The sequence below is a fragment of the Actinoplanes cyaneus genome (genome assembly GCF_016862095.1).
Classification (GTDB): Bacteria; Actinomycetota; Actinomycetes; order Mycobacteriales; family Micromonosporaceae; genus Actinoplanes; species Actinoplanes cyaneus.
In genome coordinates, this window is record NZ_BOMH01000002.1 from 51945 (window position 1) to 68997 (window position 17053).

Annotated in this window: 16 protein-coding genes; 6 read left to right on the top strand and 10 right to left on the bottom strand. The window is 70.9% G+C overall.

Features of this window, described 5'->3' with window-relative positions:
* The first annotated feature begins 43 nt into the window (after positions 1-43).
* The gene (locus Acy02nite_RS01185; protein ID WP_203737691.1) at positions 44-1207 is read left to right on the top strand and encodes an MFS transporter; all 1164 of its coding nucleotides are present in this window, start codon (positions 44-46) and stop codon (positions 1205-1207) included.
* A 1-nt stretch (position 1208) separates the two neighbouring features.
* Here the strand turns inward: Acy02nite_RS01185 and Acy02nite_RS01190 are convergent, their stop codons facing one another.
* The 8 genes from Acy02nite_RS01190 to Acy02nite_RS01225 all read right to left on the bottom strand — a co-directional run bounded on the left by Acy02nite_RS01190 (position 1209) and on the right by Acy02nite_RS01225 (position 8712).
* A complete protein-coding gene (locus Acy02nite_RS01190; RefSeq protein WP_203737692.1) occupies positions 1209-1709 on the bottom strand; it encodes a hypothetical protein in 501 nt (166 codons plus the stop codon).
* Positions 1710-1786: 77 nt separating this feature from the next.
* Positions 1787-2452, bottom strand: a complete 666-nt coding sequence (locus Acy02nite_RS01195) for a cupin domain-containing protein (RefSeq protein ID WP_203737694.1) — start codon at positions 2450-2452, stop codon at positions 1787-1789.
* A complete protein-coding gene (locus Acy02nite_RS01200) occupies positions 2449-3351 on the bottom strand; it encodes a DUF6807 domain-containing protein (protein WP_203737696.1) in 903 nt (300 codons plus the stop codon). Before Acy02nite_RS01200 ends, Acy02nite_RS01195 begins: the two co-directional genes overlap by 4 nt.
* On the bottom strand, positions 3309-4403 hold the full coding sequence (locus Acy02nite_RS01205; RefSeq protein ID WP_203737698.1) for a Gfo/Idh/MocA family protein: 1095 nt from the start codon (positions 4401-4403) through the stop codon (positions 3309-3311). Before Acy02nite_RS01205 ends, Acy02nite_RS01200 begins: the two co-directional genes overlap by 43 nt.
* Positions 4400-5701 (bottom strand): ABC transporter substrate-binding protein, encoded by a 1302-nt coding sequence (locus Acy02nite_RS01210; RefSeq protein WP_203737700.1) that lies wholly within the window; start codon positions 5699-5701, stop codon positions 4400-4402. The genes Acy02nite_RS01205 and Acy02nite_RS01210 overlap by 4 nt, the downstream gene beginning before the upstream one ends.
* A 17-nt stretch (positions 5702-5718) precedes the next feature.
* The gene (locus Acy02nite_RS01215; protein WP_203737702.1) at positions 5719-6606 is read right to left on the bottom strand and encodes a carbohydrate ABC transporter permease; all 888 of its coding nucleotides are present in this window, start codon (positions 6604-6606) and stop codon (positions 5719-5721) included.
* Positions 6599-7525: a carbohydrate ABC transporter permease gene (locus Acy02nite_RS01220; protein WP_203737704.1), complete on the bottom strand. Its 927-nt coding sequence runs from the start codon at positions 7523-7525 to the stop codon at positions 6599-6601. The genes Acy02nite_RS01215 and Acy02nite_RS01220 overlap by 8 nt, the downstream gene beginning before the upstream one ends.
* Before the next feature lie 158 nt (positions 7526-7683).
* Complete coding sequence (locus tag Acy02nite_RS01225; RefSeq protein WP_203737706.1) at positions 7684-8712, bottom strand: LacI family DNA-binding transcriptional regulator; 1029 nt, start codon at positions 8710-8712, stop codon at positions 7684-7686.
* A gap of 173 nt (positions 8713-8885) precedes the next feature.
* Between Acy02nite_RS01225 and Acy02nite_RS01230 the strand changes: the two genes are divergently transcribed.
* Positions 8886-9914, top strand: a complete 1029-nt coding sequence (locus tag Acy02nite_RS01230) for a LacI family DNA-binding transcriptional regulator (RefSeq protein WP_203737708.1) — start codon at positions 8886-8888, stop codon at positions 9912-9914.
* Positions 9915-10491: 577 nt separating this feature from the next.
* Positions 10492-12030: a UxaA family hydrolase gene (locus tag Acy02nite_RS01235; RefSeq protein WP_203737709.1), complete on the top strand. Its 1539-nt coding sequence runs from the start codon at positions 10492-10494 to the stop codon at positions 12028-12030.
* Between the two features lies 1 nt (position 12031).
* Here the strand turns inward: Acy02nite_RS01235 and Acy02nite_RS01240 are convergent, their stop codons facing one another.
* The gene (locus tag Acy02nite_RS01240; protein WP_203738104.1) at positions 12032-13168 is read right to left on the bottom strand and encodes a hypothetical protein; all 1137 of its coding nucleotides are present in this window, start codon (positions 13166-13168) and stop codon (positions 12032-12034) included.
* Positions 13169-13375: 207 nt separating this feature from the next.
* On the opposite strand from Acy02nite_RS01240, the gene phoA reads away from it, so the two are divergent.
* Complete coding sequence (gene phoA, locus Acy02nite_RS01245; protein WP_203737710.1) at positions 13376-14743, top strand: alkaline phosphatase; 1368 nt, start codon at positions 13376-13378, stop codon at positions 14741-14743.
* A 201-nt stretch (positions 14744-14944) separates the two neighbouring features.
* Here the strand turns inward: phoA and Acy02nite_RS01250 are convergent, their stop codons facing one another.
* Entirely contained in the window at positions 14945-15700 is a 756-nt protein-coding gene (locus tag Acy02nite_RS01250) for a DeoR/GlpR family DNA-binding transcription regulator (RefSeq protein ID WP_203737712.1), read from the bottom strand.
* Positions 15701-15756: 56 nt separating this feature from the next.
* Between Acy02nite_RS01250 and Acy02nite_RS01255 the strand changes: the two genes are divergently transcribed.
* Together Acy02nite_RS01255 and Acy02nite_RS01260 are read left to right on the top strand one after the other, a co-directional pair.
* Positions 15757-16437 (top strand): NUDIX domain-containing protein, encoded by a 681-nt coding sequence (locus tag Acy02nite_RS01255; protein ID WP_203737714.1) that lies wholly within the window; start codon positions 15757-15759, stop codon positions 16435-16437.
* A 20-nt stretch (positions 16438-16457) separates the two neighbouring features.
* Complete coding sequence (locus Acy02nite_RS01260) at positions 16458-16907, top strand: response regulator (RefSeq protein WP_203737716.1); 450 nt, start codon at positions 16458-16460, stop codon at positions 16905-16907.
* Positions 16908-17053: the final 146 nt, after the last annotated feature.

A 17053-nucleotide genomic window follows, 5' to 3' on the forward strand; every position in this document is an offset into this window, starting at 1 on the left:
TCATGCATTGGACGTATCGCCGGATCAGGCACACGGTGAAGGGGTGAGACGCACCTCGTTCGCCCTCTTCGCCGCCGGTGTCGCGACGTTCGCCCTGCTCTACAGCACCCAGGCGGTGCTGCCGGAGCTGTCCGCCGCGTTCGGCGTGACCCCCGCCCAGAGCTCCTGGTCCCTGTCGCTGACCACTATCGGTCTCGGCGTCGCGCTCCTGATCACCGGGCCGCTGTCGGAGAGGACCGGCCGCACGCCGCTGATCCACCTGTCGCTGACGCTCTCCGCGCTGGTCGGGCTCGGGTGCGCGGTCGCACCGGGCTGGCACGTCCTGCTCGGCCTGCGACTGCTGCAGGGGGTGACACTGGCCGGTCTGCCCGCGGTCGCCACCGCCTACCTGCGCGAGGAGTTGCCGGCCGAGGTCCAGGCGCGCGTCGCCGGGCTCTACATCGGCGGCACCGCGCTCGGCGGCATGGCCGGGCGCCTGGTCACGGGGACTGTCGCGCAGGCGTTCGGGTGGCGCTGGGCGCTCGCCGCGGTCGCCGTCATCGGCCTGCTCTGCGCCGTGTTCGTGCTGGTCACGTTGCCGCCGTCGCGCAACTTCGCCCGCCGGGCGTCGGCCGCGGCGAGCCGGCGGGCGCTGACCGACCCGGCCCTGCTCAGCCTGTACGCGATCGGTGCCTGCGCGATGGGCGCGTTCGTCGCCGTCTACAACGCGATCGGCTTCCGGCTGACCGCCGCGCCGTTCGGCCTGGGCGCCGCGGCGGCCGGGGCGGTCTTCCTCGTCTACCCGGCCGGCACGGTCAGCTCAGCGCTGGCCGGGCGTCTCGCCGACCGTTTCGGACGGCGGGCGGTGCTGCCGTTCGGGTGCGCGCTGATGCTGCTGGGCCTGCTGCTCACGCTGCCCGACCGGTTGCCGGTGCTGATCGCCGGGCTGGCCGTGCTGACCGCCGGTTTCTTCTGCGTGCACGGCCTGGCCAGCGGCTGGGTTCCGGTGCGGGCCCACGCGGGCGGCGTTCCCGCCGCGCAGGCCGCGTCCCTCTACCTGTTCGCGTACTACGCCGGCTCGTCGATCCTCGGCAGCCTTTCCGGTACGGCGTGGTCCACCGCCGCCTGGCCGGGAGTGGTCACCCTGGCCGCCGTGTTCGTGACGGTCACCGGCGTCCTCGCGGGCGCGCTGCGCCGGGTGCCGGTCCTGCTCCCGGCGGGCCGGTGAGTCACTTCCAGGCGCACTTGTCCCCGGGGGCGCCACTCGGCAGGTAGACCACCCGCAGGTGGTAGCCGTACGGCTCGGTCGTCATCGAGAACCACCACGGGCAGCCGTCGCCGGAGTCCTTGAGCGCCGAGTAGACGCCGTAGTCGCGCTCGACCGGCCGCCAGCCCGAGTCCTCGGCCAGCTTCGTGTAGAAGCCGAGCACGTCCTCGCGGGCGACCGATCCGCTCAGTGGCCGGCTGACCGAGGCCAGGTAGCCCGTCCCGCCGCACAGCACCTCGCTGTCGTCGACGTCGCCGAACCTGTCCGGCCGCGGCGCCTTCTGCAGCACCGGCTCCTCGAGGATGGCCCGCACGGTGTCCGGCCTGGTCGCGCACTGCCCGGCGGCGGCCGGCTCGGGCCCGTCCTCCCCCGGAAGGTAGCGGGAGCCGAAGAAGCCGTACAGGATCACGCCGACCACGACGACCGGGCCGGCCCCGAACCGTATCCACCTGGGCACACTCACTCGGCTCTCCCCCGTCGCACCTGAGCGGCAAAGCCGTGATCATAGATGCGCGCTCAGCACACCGCGACCACGCCCGGTCATCGGGAAAGAGCCTGCGGATCGCGTACGTCGTGAGCCCCCAGCCTGCCGCACATCCCCCACCCGGGCACGCCGCTCTCCGGGGCGCTGAACACGGCGGCTCCCAGCAGATGACGGCCGTCCCCGGCGGCCAGCGCGTCGAGCACCGCGCCGGATCCGGGCGGTTGTGCGCGCACGATCGCCCGCCACTGCTCGACGTGCGGCCGGACCAGTGCGGCGGCCAGCTCGTAGAAGGCCTCCGGCCCGTCGCGCCGGAGCCGCCGGAAACCCTCGAGGGCGAGCGCACGACGAGCCCGTACCGCGTCCTCCCTGCCGTCGGCCGGCAACGTCGCCGCCGCTCGATAGCGATCGGGGTCGGCCACCACGTCGGCGGGGAACGTCATCACCGCGTCGCCGGACTCGGGCAGCCCCGCGTTCGACATCACCACCAGCAGTTCGAGGCCGCCGTGGTTGATCGCGCGATGGATCACGCCCGGCGTGAACCAGACCGTGTCGCCCGGTTCCAGTGGTGTCTCGCGGAAGCCGGACGGGTCGAGCGTCTGGACCGCGCCGGCGCCGGCGATCACCACGTACGCTTCGGTGGACGTGGTGTGCAGATGCGGGGTGCCGCCCTCGTCGTACACGGACACCCTGGTCACGGACGTGCCACCGGGGAACGTCGTCATGGCGTGACCGCCGCGCGCAGGGCCGCGCGACCGTGCCCGGCCAGCGTGGCGGCGTCGGGCTCGCCGGTGGCGACGACGACGGCGTACCGGAAATCGATCGTCTCTCGGTCGGAAAGGTCGAGCTCCTCGCTGAAGAACGGGGCCGGGTTGAGGCACGCGAACTGCTCGCTGCGGGCGAACCATCGCGGCGGATGATGCGGATTCCCGGGGTCGTCGACCATCAGCACCGTCGACCGGCGTCCGCTGCCGTCGTGCACGCCCCGGAACGCGAACCACTCGGCCCGCTCGCCGCGCAGTTCGTCGCCGCCCTCGGCGGACGGCGACCGGATCACCCCGCCGGTGAACGAGCGCGGGCCGCGCCAGAACAGGCCGCCGTATCCGGCGTTCTCCCGCCCCTTCGTCGTGGGTGATCCGAACGCGAGGGTCGCGCCCGAGACGTTCGTGAGCGCGGTGCCGAACGTCAACACCCAGCTCGCGTCGTCCACCAGCCCGAACGTCAGCGTGCGACGCTCGGTGAGAACCGGCGCGCCGGCCTGGGAGAACCAGTCCAGCTCGTGCACGAGCCGGTCGCGTGCCAGGTCCAGAATGCGCCGGTGGATCGCGCTGCCGTTGTTCTCCCGCTGGACGTAGGACCGGCCGTGGACATAGGTCGGGCCGCCCCAGAAGTTGTGCTCGCCCACGTGCGGCAGCGACCAGGCGATCCCCTTGTGCCACACGTGGTCGTGCGGGCGGAACAGCGACACCGGATCCCCGGCGAGCGTACGGATCGGGTGCAGATAGGGCTTCGGCGATTCCCGCTGGGCGGTGTCCGGCCGATAGACGTACGTGAAAAGCTCGGCGCCGGGGGCGGAAACCGTCACCGACCGTTCGAGGGTGTGGTCGACGCGTAGCTCTGCCATGTGATTCCGGTTCCGTTCATACGGGCGGCGAAAGGATGATCCGGGCCGATCTCGCCCCGGCGCACCGGCTTCCCGGTGGCCGCCGAGGCGTAGAGCGCGGCGATGAACTCCATGGTCAGGCGAGTGTCGGGCAGCGTGACCGGCAGTGGCTCCCCGGCGTCGAGCGCGTCGAGGATCGCGGCGAGCTGGTCGGCGTGGCTGCTCTTCTCGGTGCTCGTCCGGGGAAAGGCGAGCGCCAGATCCTCGTACGCCGGAGCCGGGGTTATCGTCCAGTCCTGGTCGCTGTAGCCGTACAGATGCTCCACTTCGACCGTCGCGTGCTCGAAGTCGAATCGCAGCGTGGACGTCTGACGCGGGGAGACGACGGAATTGACGACCGAGGCGACAGTGCCGTCGGCGAATTCGACGAGGGCCATCGAGACGTCCTCGGTCTCGACCGGGCGGGAACGGCGGGCGGCGATCGCCGTGACCCGTTCCCACGGCCCGAGAATGGAGAGGAGCAGGTCGAACTGGTGAATGCCGTGACCCATGGTCGGGCCGCCGCCCTCGGTCTCCCATCTGCCGCGCCACGGAACCTGGTAGTAGGCGTCGTCGCGGAACCAGAGGGTGTGGCAGGTGGCCAATAGCGGTCTGCCGAGTTCTCCGCTCTCCATCAGTTTCCGCAACCGGACCGCGCCGGTCCCGAAACGATGCTGAAAGACCGTGGCTACCCTGTCCGATATATCGGATATAGCGTCTATCTCGTTCAGTGACAGCGTCGGCGGCTTTTCCATCAGCACGTTCACGCCCGCGAGGAGGCACTGCCGGGCCAGGGGAGCATGGGTGGATGGCGGCGTGCACAGCTGCACCAGATCCACGTTGCCCAGTCCCAGCAATTCGGACAAGTCGCTATATACGCTCTTTATACCCCACGTCTCGGCGAAGGCCTGCGCTCGCGCGGGCACCAGGTCCGCGACCGCAACCAGCGAAATGCGATCAGCGTGCTTGCGCAGCGCCTCGGCATGAGCGGTCGCGATCGCCCCGGCCCCCACGATCGCGGCGCGATACCTCATGCGGCATCGATCGCGGCCTGCAGCTCCTTGACGAAGCTGGTCGCCGCGTCCTGCGGGGTCTTCCGCGCGAACAGCACGTCCTCGGTGTGCCGCTTGAGGATCTGCTCGACGTCGCTGGCCCCGTTCGGCGTGACCCGCGGCGACTCGCCGACCTTGATCGTGTCGAGGTATTCCGCGGCGGCCTTGTCGGTGTCGGTCAGCTTCGGCACCAGCGCCGAGCGGATCTTGGTGTTCGCCGGCACGCCCCGGTCGGTCAGCATGATGTCGGCCGCCTCCTGGCTGTTGGCCAGGAAGTCCACGAAGAGCGCCGCCTCGGCCGGCTGCTTCGACCGCGACGAGATCGACCAGAACATCGACGGCTTGTAGTACCCGCCCGCCGACGAGGCCTGCGCCTCGCCCGGCAGTTTCAGCAGCTTCAGCTTTTGCCCGCTGGCCGCCGCGAGCGAGGTCAGCTGACTGTTCCACCAGCTGCCGAACGCGGACGCGTTGGTCGCCGTGCCGGACTGGTCCAGCGGCGCGCCGGCCCGCTCGACGCTGACCGAGGCCTGCGGCGCCATGCCGCCCTTGGCCAGGTCCACCTGGTACTGCCAGAACGAGGCGAGCAGGTCGGGCGGGATCACCACCTTGCCCTCCGGCGAGTAGAGGGCGGCACCGTGCTGACGTGCCCAGATGTTCACGCCGCCGATGTCGAAGCCGAGCGACTGGGTGCCGGTGACCTTGCCGCCGGACGCCTTGGAGACCTGGTCGGCGACGGTCTTGAGGTCGTCCCAGCTCCACGTCGCGTCGTCGGGGACGGTGACCTTGTACTTGTCGAGCAGGTCGGTGTTGACGACGAACGAGTACGCGGCGAGGCCGGTCGGGATCGCGTACTGCTTGCCGTCGATCGCGCCCGTGGCGAGGGCCTTCGCGTCGAAGTCGGTGGTGGTCAGGTGCTTGTCGGCGGTCTTCAGGTCGAGCAGGGCGCCGCGCTCGGCGTACGACGCGAGGTAGAGCTCGTCCATCTGGATGATGTCCGGCGCGTCGTTGGCCGCGACGGTCGTGGCCAGCGCGTCCCAGTACCCGTTCCAGTCCTTGAACTCGCCCTTGATCGTGATGTTCGGGTGGGCCTTGGTGAAGGCGTCGATGACCTGCTGGGTGCGCTTGTGCCGGGCATCCGAGCCCCACCAGGTGAACCGCAGGGTGACCTGATCGCCGGAGATCTCGCCGTTCGCGTTGCCGCCGCCGTTGCCCCCGCAGGCGGCGAGCGCCGCGCCGGCGGCGGCCACGATGAGAGCTTCTCGACGCGTGAACCGTTTCATGAACCCCTCCGGGGAGACTATTTGATGCCGGTGGTGGCGATCCCCTTGATCAGGAAGCGCTGGCCGAGCAGGAAGGCGAGGAAGACCGGCAGCAGCGACACGACGCTCATCGCGAACATCGAGCCCCAGCTCGTCGACACCGTCGCGTCGACGTACGACCGCAGCGCCACCGGCACGGTGTACTTGTCCGGGTCGGTCAGGTAGATCAGCTGACTGAAGAAGTCGTTCCACGTCCAGATGAACGTGAAGATCGCGGTGGTGGCCAGCGCCGGGACCATCAGCGGCAGCACCACCCGCAGGAAGATCCGCGGGTGGCCGGCCCCGTCGATCCGGGCGGCCTCGTCCAGCTCGCGCGGCAGCCCGCGGATGAACTGGACCATCAGGAAGACGAAGAACGCGTCGGTGGCCAGGAACTTCGGCACGACCAGCGGCAGGAACGTGTTGATCCAGCCGAGCTGGGAGAACAGGATGTACTGCGGCACGATGATCACGTGGATCGGCAGCATGATCGTGCCGAGCATGATCGCGAAGAGGACCTTCTTGCCGGTGAACTCGAGCCGGGCGAACGCGTACGCCGCGAGCGAGCAGGACATCAGGTTCCCGATCACGCAGCCGAGCACGACGATCGCCGAGTTGATCAGGTAGTGCCCGAACGGCGAGGCCAGCGAGTTCCAGCCCTCGGCGTAGTTCTCGATCCGCAGGCCGCCCAGGATCAGGCCGGGCGAGCGGAAGATCTCGTTGTTCGGCCGCAGCGAGCTGACGACCATCCACAGCACCGGGTAGAGCATGACCAGCGCGAGCAGGATCAGCCCGGCGTGCTTGACGATGCTGCTCCCGGTCGAGCGCGGCCGGATCGGCGGCGTCTCCTCCCGGACGGGAGCCACCCGCTCCTGAAGGTCAGTCATCGTAGAAGACCCATCGCTTCGAGGCCCAGAAGTTGATCGCGGTGAAGATCGCGATGATCACCAGCAGCAGCCAGGCCAGGGCCGACGCGTACCCCATGTCGAAACTGTGGAAGCCGCGCTGATAGAGGTAGAGCGTGTAGAACATGGTCGAGTCGGACGGCCCGCCGGTGCCGCCGGAGACGACGAACGCCTGGGTGAACGACTGGAACGCGTGGATGATCTGCAGCACCAGGTTGAAGAAGATGATCGGCGACAGCAGCGGCAGCGTGATGCTGCGGAACTGGCGGGCCTTCGACGCGCCGTCGACCGCCGCCGCCTCGTAGTACATCACCGGGATCTGCCGCAGCCCGGCCAGGAAGATCACCATCGGGGCGCCGAACGTCCACACGTTCAGCACGATCAACGTGGACAGTGCCGTGCCCGGGTCGGAGATCCAGCTCTGCCCCTGCACCCCGAACCAGCCCAGAACCTGGTTGAACAGGCCGTCCGCGCCGAAGATCTGCCGCCACAGCACCGCGATCGCGACACTCGTGCCGAGCAGGCTGGGCAGGTAGAACACCGAGCGGTAGAACGCCAGCCCGCGCATCCCGCGGTCCAGCAGCAGCGCGAGGCCGAGCGCGAACGCCAGCTGCAGCGGGACGGAGACGAAGACATACGTGAACGTGACGCCGAGCGCGTGGTGCAGCCGCTCGTCGTGCAGCATCCGCTGGAAGTTCTCCAGGCCGTTGAACTCCGGCGGCTGGATCAGGTTGTAGTCGGTGAAGCCGAGCACGAACGACGCCGCGACCGGCCCCGCGGTGATCAGGACCAGCCCGGCGAACCACGGTGACAGGAAGAAGAAGGCGGCGCGGTTGTCCCGCTTGCGCGGCGGGCCGGCCGTGGAGGAGCCGAGTCGCTGAAGCTCGCCGAGGCTGCTCACGCGTCCTCCTTCCGGGTGGCGTCCCCCGCTGCGGGAAAACGTATTCCAGAGTTTGGGTGTGCCGCCCGCCACACGTCAAGTGTTTCCGTGAGATCACATCAAACTCATCGATGGATCAAACCCTTTTCCCGTACGCGCGATCTCGGCTGTGCGGGAGGTCAGGGGCGCGGGGCGCAGCTCTCGCGGGCGAGGAACGTGCCGACGACCACCTCGCGGATCGGCGCACGGCCGGGAACGACGTCGGCGAGCGCCATCTCCACCGCGCGCGCCCCGCTCGCGGCGTGCGGCAGGGCCAGCGTGGCCAGGCGCGGGGTCACGTCCGACGCCAGCGGGACGTCGTCGAACCCGGTCACGGACAGGCGCCCCGGCACGGCGATCCCCGCGTCCCGGCAGGCGGAGAGCGCGCCGATCGCCACCACGTCGTTGACCGCGACGATCGCGTCGACGCCGTCCAGCCGGCCGGTGTCCAGGGCGGTCATCACCGCGTCGTAACCGCCCTGCCGGCTGACCTCGCACTCGGCCGTGTCGATGTCGCCGCCGGCCAGACCCGCCACGAATCCGGCGTGCCGGCTCGCGGCGAAGGCCCGGTCCGGCGTACCGGCAAGAATGAGGATCTTCCGATGCCCGGTGGCCGCCAGATGCTCACCGACCAGCCGGGCCGAGGTCCGGTCGTCGAAACGCACCGAGTCGAACGGCAGGTCGACACTCCCGTAGATCACCACCCGGCCGCCGTTGCGCTCGTACGCGCGCAGTTCCTCGATGAGCCGGACGTTGCGAGCCGTCCCCTCGACCCGGGTCGACGTCAGCACCAGCGCCCGCGGGCGGAACGCGCACAACGTCCGCACGGTCTCGAACTGCCGCTCCGGTACGCCCCGGGTCTGCGCGACGCTGACGAACGCCCCGACCGTCCGGGCCTGACGCTCCATCGCCGCGACGACCATCCCGATCGACGGCGTGGTCAGATCGTCGGCGACCAGGGCGACCGTGTCGGTGCGCCCGCGCATCGCCCGCGCCGACAGGTCCGGGGTGTAGTTCAGTTCGGCGGCCGCGGCGAGCACCCGGCTCCGGTACTCCGCGGCGACCTTCCGCGTGCTCGCGCCCAGGACCCGGGAGGCGGTGGCCAGCGAGACGCCGGCCGCGCGGGCCACGTCGTGGAGGGTCACGGTCGGCCTGGCCGGATGCGGCACGTTCCCCCCTCGCTGGTCGCGGCACTCTCCCTCGGCCGCGGTGCCCGCCCTCGGTCGCGGTGCCCTCTTCGGCCACGCGCTCACTTCGGCCGCGCGCCTTCCCTGGTCGCAGCGCCGAGAATACTGTCCGTGGCGGGGATGCGCGCTCACGGGTGACTGGCAGAATCGGCGCCGTGGAGCAGGAACCGGACCGGCGACGGGTGACGTTGCACGACGTCGCGCGCGAGGCCGGCGTCTCCTACGCCACCGCGTCCCGCGCCCTCAACGGCAGCGATCGCAGCGTCCGCCGGGAGAACGCCGACCGCGTCCGCGAGGCCGCCGCCCGGCTCGGCTACCTGCCCGACCTTCCCGCCCAGGCGATCGCGAAAGGCTCCAACGGCACGGCCGCGCTGGTCGTCAACGGCATCGACGACCCGTACTTCGTGACGATCGCTGCCGGCGCCACAGCGGCCGCCGAAGAGGCCGGGATCATCCTCACGCTGGCCGTTTCCGATCACTCCCCGGATCTCGAGCTGCAGATCGTCCGGACCCTCCGCGGCCAGCGCCCCCGCGCGATCCTGATCGCCGGCACCCGGGTCGCCGGCGCGCCGTCCGCCCCGGATCTGATCGCCGAGCTGGAGGCGTACCGCACGGCCGGCGGCCGGATCACCCTGCTCACCCAGCCACAACTGCCGTTCGCGACGCTGGCCGTCGACAACCACGGCGGCGCCCGGCAGCTCGCCGAAGCCCTGATCGACCGTGGCTATCGCAGGTTCGCGCTGGTCCACGGCGACGACCGGCTGCTCACGTCCCGGGAACGGCGCGAGGGCTTCACCGCCGCCGTCCGCGCCGCCGGCATGGACGCCCCGCTGCCGGTCCCGTCCGCCTTCAGCCGCGACGGCGGCGAACAGGCGACCCGTGCCCTGATCCGAACCGGACTCCACGACATCGAGGCGATCGTCGCGGTCACCGACGTCATGGCGATCGGCGTCCAGTCCGCCCTGCGCGCCGCCGGCCTGGTCCCGGGGCGCGACATCGGGGTGGCCGGCTTCGACGACATCGCTCCCGCCCAGGACGTCACCCCCACCCTCACCACGGTCCGCGTCCCGCTGCACGACCTCGGCCGCCGCGCCCTCCAACTGGCCCTCACCTCGGAAACCCGGGAGACGATCACCGTCCCCACGCAGGTCGTCCTCCGGGACAGCACGCCTCCCCGGCACTGACAACCCCTTCCCGCCTACGCCGCGAGCCCCGCCCGTTGCCCCGCCGTGAACCTGCCGGGCCCCGCCGTGAACCCCCGCCCGTGCCCGCCGGGAGCCCCGCCCCGTGTCCCCCGCAAGGCCGCTGCCACTCCAGCCAGCCTCGCGCCCGCTCCCCCGGCTGGTGCTCACGGTCGTCATTCGTTCCTCATGACGACCGTGAGCACCAGCCGACAAGCCCGCACCGCCCGGCGGGGCCGGCGACGCGCGACCCGATCCGCCGGTCAAGCCCGCACCACGCCCGCGGCGCCGGCCCACCCCGCGCGACCCGCACCGCTGGCCGGGCCGGCGCCGCGGGCGTCCGGGTCTCAGCTGGTTCTCATGGGCGTTATCCGGCCCGGATAACGCCCATGAGAACCAGCTGGGAGGGGTGCGCCGCGGGGCGGAGCTGGAGTCGGGGTGGGCCGGCGCGGGCGGGCCAGGGGACGCTGCTCATGACGTACGCGGGACAGGGTTGGGGTTTTCAGGGCTTCGGCAGGCATGTCAGGATGTCGATGGAAACGTTTTCACGACATTCCAGCGGACCGCATCGGAGGGCCTCATGCCGGATCACGCCGAGCTGCGGGACGTGGCGCTGCTGCTGCGCGACGGCGATGACGTGGCCGTCGCCACCGAGGACCTGGCGCGGGGGCGGGCGCTGCGGCACGGCGGCACGGAGCTGACGGTCGTGACCGAGGTGCCCCGCGGGCACAAGATCGCCCTGCGGGACCTGGGCACGGGGGCGCAGATCCACAAGTACGGGCAGGTCATCGGCCGGGCGACCACCGCGATCCGGGCCGGGGAGCACGTGCACGCGCACAACCTCGGGATGGACGCTGTCGAGCACGACTACGAGTTCGGGACCGGCGTGGTGAGCATTCCACGGGCGGCCACGACCAGGACGTTCGAGGGGTTCCGGCGAGCGGACGGGCGGGTCGGCACGCGCAACTTCGTCGGGATCGTCACGAGCGTGAACTGTTCCGCCTCGACCGCCCGGATGATCGCCGATCAGTTCCGCGGCCCGATCATGGAGATGTACCCGCACGTGGACGGCGTGGTCGCGCTCGCGCACGACTCCGGTTGCGGGATGGTCCCGGCCAGCGAGGGCGGCCAGCTCCTGCGGCGGACGCTGCGGGGCTATGCGACCCACCCGAACATCGGCGGCCTGATCGTTCTCGGTCTCGGCTGCGAGATGCTCGGCGTCGAGGCGCTGCTCGCCGATCTGGACGCGCCCGCCGACACCCTGATCGAGCGGATGACCATTCAGGACACCGGTGGGATCCGTGCCACGGTTCGCGCCGGAACGACGGTGGTCCGCGCGATGCTGGAGCGGCTCGACGAGCGCCGCCGCGAGACGGTTCCCGCGTCCGAGCTGGTCCTCGGGCTGAACTGCGGCGGCTCCGACGGGTATTCGGGGATCACCGCGAACCCGGCGCTCGGGCGCGCCTCCGACCTGCTCGTCGCGCAGGGCGGGATCTCCGTGCTGGCCGAGACGCCCGAGGTGTTCGGCGCGGAGCACCTGCTCACCCGGCGTGCGGTCGACCGGGAGGTCGGTCAGCGGCTGCTCGACCGGATCGCGTGGTGGCACAAGTACGTCGAGGCAGGCGGCGGCACCCTGGACAACAATCCGTCCCCGGGGAACAAGGCCGGCGGGCTGACCACGATCCTCGAGAAGTCGCTGGGCGCGGTGGCCAAGGGCGGGGCGGCGCCGCTCGCCGCGGTCTACGAGTACGCCGAGCGGATCACCGAGCCGGGCTTCGCCTTCATGGACACGCCCGGCTACGACCCGGTGTCGGTGACCGGGCTGGTCGCGGGCGGGGCGACGGTCGTCTGCTTCACCACCGGCCGCGGCTCGGTCCTCGGCGGCAAGCCGGCCCCGGTCATCAAGATCGCCACGAACACGGAGATCTTCGAGCGGATGCGCGAGGACATGGACATCGACGCGGGCGGCATCGTCACCGGGGCGACCACGATCGACGCGGTGGGCGAGGAGATCTTCGAGACGATCCTGGCCGTGGCGTCCGGGAAGGTCACCGCGAGCGAGGACCTGGACCTGGGCCGCGACGAGTTCGTCCCCTGGCAGCTCGGCGCGGTGACCTGATTCAGTACAGTGCGGAGCCGGTGACCTTCGGGTTGCCGGAACCGAGGTAGAAGATGCCCGGCAGGCCGGTCGTCTCGAAGCCGGCGCTCGGGTTCCGGCGCAGCTTCGAGTTGCGGATGACCACGGTCCCGGTGCGGTCGTTGCTGACGAAGAAGATCGCGCCGCCGCCCTCGGCCGCCTTGTTGTTCTCGATGACGGTGCCGTCCAGGGTGAGCGTCATCCGGTCGCCGTCGTTGTAGATCGCGCCGCCGCTGCCCCCGCCCGGGGTGCCGGAGCGGGCCGGGTTCGCCCCCTTGCCGACCGCCGAGTTGCCCGAGAAGTAGCTGTTCAGCACCGTCCACGAGACGCCGATGCTGCTCAGGGCGGACCCGTTCGAGCAGACCCCGCCGGTGAACGTGCTGCCCACGACGTAGACCGGCGTGTCCCCGCCCTGCTCCAGCACGCGGATCGCGCCGCCGCCCAGGTCAGGACCCGTACGGTCGCACCTGTTACCGGTGAACCGTGAGTTGATCACCGTCAGGTGGCCGCCGCGCACGAAGATCGCGCCGCCGCCACCGCCCTCGGTGGTGTCGCCGGTGCTGTTGCCGCCGGTGAACGCCAAGTTCTGGATCGTCATCCGGGGCGTGTCCTGATCCTGGCAGTGCGACGTGGTCCAGCCCTGCGCCTGGTCACACGTGTTCTGGTAGAGGATCCGGCGCTTGCCGCCGCCGCTGAGCGTGACCTTGCCACCGCCGTCGAGCACGAGCGTGGGGTGCGCGTTCCGCACCTTGGCGGTGGCGGTCATCGTGATGGTGACCGGCGCCGGGCCGCAGTCGAACGTGACGATGCCGCCGGCCGCGACGGCCTTCACCACGGCGGCGGAGGTGCAGCTCGCCGGGGTGCCGGTGCCGACCGTCCGGTCCGGCTTCGCGGTGCTCACCGGCTTGGCCGCGCCCGGGATCGACGCCTTGCCGCCCGGGTTGCCGGGCTTCGGGAGGAAAGTGTCCTTCACCGTCTTCTTCGGAGTGGGCGTCGCGGAGACCGACGGGGCCGCTGACGGCGCCACCGACTCGGCCGGGAGCGGGAGCGTGGAGGCGGGCGCGGCGACGAAATCGACCGGCTCGTCCGCCTTGTCCTTCGCCGAGCACGCACCCACCATGAGCAGGCTCAACACGCCGGCGACCAGTACCCGTCGATTCCGCACCGGGCGATGCTAGCGGTAACCGGAGATCAAGTGGGCCCCACGCCGGGCGACGCCCGCACCACCGGGCTCGGCGGCAGCGGCGACGTCCGCACACGCGGAGATGACACCGCCCTCCCGGGCTGCGGACGATGTCGGAACGAGATCGTCAGGACAGGAGCAGTCATGAGGCGTTTTCCCCGCCGGCACGGCCTGCGCACGGTCGCGGTCCTCGCCGCGGCCTCGGTCATCGCGTTGCCGGCCGTCACGGTCGCCGCCGACGCGCATCCCGATCGCAGCGCGGCCCTGGACCGCGCGATCATGGGCGGCCGGGCCCGCAACGTGATCCTGATGATCGGTGACGGCATGGGCGACAGCGAGATCACGATCGCCCGCAACTACCAGGTCGGGGCGGCCGGCCGGCTGGCCATGGACACGCTGCCGTTCACCGGCGACTACACCACCTATTCGGTGGTCAAGGACTCGCCCGGCATGCCCGACTACGCGCCGGACTCGGCGTCGACCGCCACCGCCTGGTCGATCGGCCGCAAGACGTACGACGGAGCGGTCGGGGTCCTGCCCGACGGGCAGCCCGCACCGACCTTGCTGGAGCTCGCCAAACGGGCCGGCTACCGCACCGGCAACGTCACCACCGCGGAGCTGCAGGACGCCACCCCGGCCGCGGCGGCCGCCCACGTGGTCCACCGCAACTGCAAGGGCCCCGACTCGATGGCCGCCTGCCCGCAGAACGCCTCGGAGAACGGCGGGGCCGGCTCGATCGCCGAGCAGCTGATCAAGACCGGGCCGGATGTGCTGCTCGGCGGCGGCATGCAGCACTTCGGGCAAACCGTCCGGGGCGGTCCCGACCAGGGCCGGACCGTGCTGGAACAGGCGCAGCGCCGTGGCTACCGGCTGGTCACCGACAGGGCGGGCCTGGCCGCGGCGCGACCCGGCGAGCCGTTGCTCGGCGTCTTCGCGCCGAACAACCTGGCGCCGGAGTGGCAGGGCCCGTTGCCTTCCCCGCAGAACACGCCGCCCACCCGTTGCGTGCCCTACGCGGGCCGGGTCGACGCCGAACCGCATCTGACCGACCTGACCGACGCGGCACTCCGGCTGCTCGACCGCGGGTCGGCCGGGTCACGTAAGGGCTTCTTCCTGCAGATCGAGGGCGCCGCCATCGACAAGGCCGACCACGACGCCAACCCGTGCTACCAGGTCGGCGAGACGGTGGCGTTCGACGCGGCGATCGCGAAGGTCCTCGCCTACCAGCGGTCGCATCCGGACACCCTGGTGGTGGTCACCGCCGACCACGGTCACACCAGCCAGATCGTCGAGGCGGGTTCGGTGACCCCCGGTCTCACGGCGACCCTGCGCACCAACGAAGGGGGCGACTTGACCATCAACTACGCCACCTCGCCGGCGGGGACGTCGCAGCAGCACACCGGCACCCAGGTGCGGATCGCCGCGACCGGCCCGCAGGCGGCGAACGTCACCGGGATCACTGATCAGACCGATCTGTTCTTCACCGTCAAGCGGGCGCTCGGCCTGCGCTGACCGGACGCCGGCCGCGCCCGCCCCGTCGCGAGGCCGCGGCCGGCTCCACCCCACGACCGGTTTTGTGCCCTGACCGTGCCCACCCACGGAGATCGCCCTGGAGGGCTTCGCGTTCCGGGCCGGCCACGGCCCTGCGAAGCCCGCAAGGGTCCCCGCGGGAGCTGCGCAGAAGGACCACAGCGGAGAGAGGACCTGAAGATCTCAGGTTTGCATGATCGTGACCCCGGCTTCACGAAGGGCCCGCAGCGTCGGATGGTCCGGGCCGGCGTCGGTGACGATGCCGGTGACAGCCGACGGGGGCAGGACCGTGAACGGTGAGGCGGTGCCGATCTTCTCGGCGCTGGCCAGGACATACGTCTCGGCGGCCCGGGCGGCCAGGGTTCGCTTCATGGCGGCCTCGTCGGCGTCACCCGTGGTGAGCCCGGCCTCCTCGTGGACCCCGGTCACGCCGAGCAGGAAGAGATCGGCGGTGATGCCCTGTGCGGCTTCGGCGGTCGCGGCGCCGCAGGTCACCGCAGAGTGCTTGAACAAGCGGCCACCCAGGACATAGACGTCGACCGACGGGTGGGTCACCAGGGCCGCGGCGACGGTCGGGCTGTGCGTGACGATCGTGGCGTGTAGGTCCGGCGGCAGCGCGGCGGTCACCGCGAGCGCCGTCGTGCCGCCGTCGAGCAGGACCGTGTGGCCGGGACGGATCAGCGCGGCGGCCGCGCGAGCCACCCGTTCCTTGCTGGCGACGGCGAGGGTGGCGCGGGTGCCGTAGTCGGCCGCCGCGGGTGACACCGGCAGCGCGCCGCCGTAGACCCGCTGGCAGAGCCCGGCCGCAGCGAGGTCCCTCAGGTCGCGCCGGATCATGTCCTCGGTGACGCCCAGCGCGGCGGCGACCTCCTTGGCGACCACTTTGCCGTCGGCCCGCAGCCGGGACAGCAGCACATCGCGACGCTCGGCCGCCAGCATGCGTGTTCCTCCTCATTGTTGTCGACTGTTGCGCGTTCAGAAGCTACGGTACCGCCATGACTCCGATTCCTGGCATCGACATCCCGGACGCGCGTGGCCGCACCGGCCTGGACCGGGCCGGCCGTGACCTGACCGGCAACCCGGACGTGACCGTCCGCGATGTGGAGCTGCTGGCCACCGCCTGGCACGTGTTGCGCCGGACGACGTACGACTTCCGCCGCAGCGACGGCACTGTCACCCGCGAGCAGCGCGAGACCTACGACCGGGGCGACGGCGCGACGGTCCTGCTCTACGACGCCGAGCGCGGGACCGTGCTGCTGACGCGGCAGTTCCGCTATCCGGTGTATGTGAACGGCCACCCCGACGGCAGGTTCGTGGAGACGGCCGCCGGGCTGCTCGACGGCGACGATCCGGCGGCCGCGGTCCGGCGCGAGGCGAGCGAGGAGCTGGGTGTGGTGATCGGCGAGCTGGAGCCGGTCTTCGCGGTGTGGATGAGCCCGGGGTCGGTGACCGAAAGGGTTCACTGCTTCGCGGCGCCCTACTCGGCGGCGTCGCGGCTCGGCCCGGGTGGCGGGCTGGCCGACGACGGGGAGGACATCGAGGCGGTCGAGATGCCGTTCGCCGAGGCGCTCGAGCGCATCGGGACGGGCAGGATCGCGGACGCCAAAACGGTCATGTTGCTGCAGTGGGCGGCGCTGCGCGGCCCGTTCCGGCAGGCCGCCCCATCGACTCGGTAGGAGTGCCATATATTTGCGCGATGGCAAAGACCGAGCGCGTCCTGGATGTCCTGATCGTCGACGACGATGACGCCGACACCCTGATGATCGAGGAAGCGCTGATGGCCGCCTCGCCGCCACCGGCGGTGCACCGGGTCGCCGACGGCAGCGAGGCGATCGACTACCTGCGGCAGCGCGGGCAGTACACCGACGCGGCCCGCCCGGATCTCATCCTGCTGGACCTGAACATGCCGCGGATGAGCGGGCACGAGGTGCTGGCCGAGGTGAAGAGCGACGAGCGGCTCAAGAGCATCCCGGTGGTGGTGCTGACCACGTCGACCGCGCTGCCGGACATCACCGCGAGCTACACGCGGCACGCGAACGCGTTCGTCACCAAGCCGATGGATCTCGACGGCTTCGAGGCCGCGGTTCTCAAGATCAAGCGCTTCTACAACGAGACCGCGGTCCTTCCGGGGGACAGAGAATCGTGAAACACCTCACGCTCCGTAGAGGTTAGGCGAGCCTTACAAGTACTTTTACCTGCGCAAATGGCTTTCGGGCGGTATCCCGACCGGCAGGACGAAACTTGATCTGAACCTAGGTTGAAGTTTTAGAGTTCGTCTTCGCCCGGACGTCG

Bases quoted from the DNA above. Each gene is read 5' to 3' on its own strand.
- Acy02nite_RS01195 (WP_203737694.1), bottom strand. From the start codon at position 2,452: ATGACGACGTTCCCCGGTGGCACGTCCGTGACCAGGGTGTCCGTGTAC.
- Acy02nite_RS01200 (WP_203737696.1), bottom strand. From the start codon at position 3,351: ATGGCAGAGCTACGCGTCGACCACACCCTCGAACGGTCGGTGACGGTT.
- Acy02nite_RS01205 (WP_203737698.1), bottom strand. From the start codon at position 4,403: ATGAGGTATCGCGCCGCGATCGTGGGGGCCGGGGCGATCGCGACCGCT.
- Acy02nite_RS01210 (WP_203737700.1), bottom strand. From the start codon at position 5,701: ATGAAACGGTTCACGCGTCGAGAAGCTCTCATCGTGGCCGCCGCCGGC.
- Acy02nite_RS01215 (WP_203737702.1), bottom strand. From the start codon at position 6,606: ATGACTGACCTTCAGGAGCGGGTGGCTCCCGTCCGGGAGGAGACGCCG.
- Acy02nite_RS01235 (WP_203737709.1), top strand. From the start codon at position 10,492: ATGCCGGATCACGCCGAGCTGCGGGACGTGGCGCTGCTGCTGCGCGAC.
- Acy02nite_RS01240 (WP_203738104.1), bottom strand. From the start codon at position 13,168: ATGGTGGGTGCGTGCTCGGCGAAGGACAAGGCGGACGAGCCGGTCGAT.
- phoA (WP_203737710.1), top strand. From the start codon at position 13,376: ATGAGGCGTTTTCCCCGCCGGCACGGCCTGCGCACGGTCGCGGTCCTC.
- Acy02nite_RS01250 (WP_203737712.1), bottom strand. From the start codon at position 15,700: ATGCTGGCGGCCGAGCGTCGCGATGTGCTGCTGTCCCGGCTGCGGGCC.
- Acy02nite_RS01255 (WP_203737714.1), top strand. From the start codon at position 15,757: ATGACTCCGATTCCTGGCATCGACATCCCGGACGCGCGTGGCCGCACC.
- Acy02nite_RS01260 (WP_203737716.1), top strand. From the start codon at position 16,458: ATGGCAAAGACCGAGCGCGTCCTGGATGTCCTGATCGTCGACGACGAT.